Source organism: Mammaliicoccus fleurettii, assembly GCF_003970575.1.
GTDB classification, from domain to species: Bacteria; Bacillota; Bacilli; order Staphylococcales; family Staphylococcaceae; genus Mammaliicoccus; species Mammaliicoccus fleurettii.
In genome coordinates, this window is sequence record NZ_RXWZ01000205.1 from 1 (window position 1) to 2,687 (window position 2,687).

General features: G+C 25.8%; 2 protein-coding genes. Both read left to right on the plus strand.

The window, feature by feature from the left end; all coding sequences use genetic code 11:
- On the plus strand, positions 1 to 482 hold a 482-nt coding region (locus CD129_RS12320), incomplete at its 5' end, for a glycosyltransferase (RefSeq protein ID WP_126577757.1).
- Between the two features lie 25 nt (positions 483 to 507).
- Positions 508 to 2,667 (plus strand): bifunctional glycosyltransferase/CDP-glycerol:glycerophosphate glycerophosphotransferase, encoded by a 2,160-nt coding sequence (locus CD129_RS12325; protein WP_078356268.1) that lies wholly within the window; start codon positions 508 to 510, stop codon positions 2,665 to 2,667.
- Positions 2,668 to 2,687 lie beyond the last annotated feature (20 nt).

Genomic DNA, 2,687 nt, shown 5'->3' on the forward strand with positions numbered 1-2,687 from the left:
AGCAAATTGATCATATTATTAAAGCTTTTAGTATATATATAAGTAAAGGTAATGATTCAAAATTACTTATATATGGTAAAGATGAAAATGGAGAGTTGAACTCATTAAAAATACTAGTGAAAGAATTGAATTTAAATGAATATGTAGAATTTAAAGGGTACACTAGTAATCCTGAAAAAGTTTTCGAAAATTCAATTGCTTCTATTTTAACTAGTAAATTTGAAGGTTTTGGACTTACTATAATGGAAAGTTTAAATAATGGATGTCCAGTTTTATCTTACAATATTAAATATGGTTCAAGTGAATTAATAGAAAATAATAAAAATGGCATTCTAGTAGAAAAAGACAATATTGACGAACTTGCAACAGCTATGGAAAATGCTAGAAATATACCTTTGAAAGATGTAAAATTGAATAATAGATTTAGTCTAGAATCTGCAATTAATAATTATAAAAACTTACTAGATGAATTAAAATATTAAAAGTTTGAAAAAATGGGGAGAAAAAATGAATAAATTATCGATTATTATTACATTTTATAATAATAAAGATCATATATTAGATTGTATAGAAAGTATAAAAAGTCAAAGAAATCAAAACTTTGATTTGATTATTGTCGATGATGGTTCAACTGACTCATCAGCTAATTTAGTTAAAGAGTCGATTAATACCTATGATAAACACATTAACTTTATTACATTAGAAAATAATTCAGGTCATGCACATGCTAGAAATATTGCTTTAGAACATGTAAATACACAATATGTTATGTTTTTAGACGCAGACGACCAACTAGCAAGTTATTCAGTTGAGTATTATTTATCTAAAGTTAACGGATTGGATGGATTAGTAGCACCTATACACAAATTCACTATGAATAAACCACAATACGTTAATAAAGATAAAGTAAGAGTTGAATATTTAACTCAAAATTCTAATCCTAATTCATTTTTAAGAAAGAATACTGTTTGTAATATTTTATTTAAAAATGCAATTATTCAAGCTCATAACATTAGATTTAATGAGAATTTAAAAATATACACTGATGCTTCATTTGTACTTGATTATATGAAGTATGTTGAAAGATTTGCCAGAATATTTGATTTTCCGTTTTATTATAGAGGTGAAGTATACGATCCATTTGAAGGAAATACTCTAACTGACCAAGAATTTATATTAACATTTGAAGACTATGTTAATAGCTATTTCGATTCTATTGAAAGAACTGATAATAAAAAAGTAATTCATTTCTTAACTAATAAAATGAAAAAAGAAATCAAAAATGGTTTCGATCCATCTTTAAAAGATATTGAGTTGAGATACAATACCCTTGAGAAACCATTAGTTAAGGTTGTTAAATCTTTAAAGTGGGACTTAATGAAAGACTCTAAAATTTTGTACAACTTAGAGATACTATTTTTATCTATGAATGCGATCGAAAATGCAAAGTATGTTAATAATCTTAGATATGTAAGTAGACATGTGAAAAATATATTACAAAATAATAAATTGAAAAATCGTTCTAAATATCAATTGTTTGATAAAGAAGAAGGTGTAGATTCAAACACAATTGTATTTGAATCATTTGGTGGCAAAAATTATAGTGATAGTCCTAAATATATATATGAATATATGCAAAGAAACTATCCTCAATTAAATTACATTTGGGTATTTGCCAAACCTGAACAAAATGTAATTATCGGAAATGCTGAGAAAGTTAAAAAAGGATCTAAAGAATATTACGATGCATACTCTAAAGCAAAGTTTTGGGTTACCAATGCTAGACTACCTCTTTATTTAAACAAGAAAGAAAATCAAATATATATTCAAACTTGGCACGGTACACCATTAAAAAGATTAGCTAACGATATGAAAGTTGTTAGAATGCCAGGTACAACTACGTCTAATTACAAAAAGAATTTTTATGCTGAAACATCAAGATGGGATTATTTAGTTTCTCCAAACAGATATTCAACAAATATTTTTAAAACTGCTTTCTGGATGGATGAAGAAAGAACGATGGAAATTGGTTATCCTAGAAATGATGTATTAGTTAATAGAAGTAATGATCAAGAATATATCGAACAAATAAAAAAAGATTTGAATTTACCTGAAGGAAAAAAAATCATTATGTACGCTCCTACATGGAGAGATGATGAATTTGTCAAAAAAGGAAAGTATCTATTTGATTTAAAAATTAATCTAGAAAATTTACAAAAAGAGTTAGGTGACGAATATGTCATATTACTTAGAATGCACTATTTGATTTCTAATGCTCTAGATTTAAATGGATATGAAGACTTTGCTATTGATGTATCTAATTATAATGATATTTCTGAATTATACTTAATATCTGATGCTTTAATTACAGACTACTCTTCGGTTATGTTTGACTTTGGTATTCTTAAGAAACCTCAATTCTTTTTTGCTTATGATATTGAAAAGTATGATAAAGGTTTAAGAGGATTCTATATGAATTATATGACTGACTTACCAGGTGAAATTATAACAGATGAGTTTAAATTAGCAGAAGAGTTAAAAAATATTGACGAACATAAAGAAAAATATAAAGATAAGATAGAGAAGTTTTATGAGAAATTCTGTTCTTTAGAAAAAGGAGAATCATCTAAATATATAGGTGATTATATATTTAACAATACAAAATAGTGTCTGGGACATGTATATGT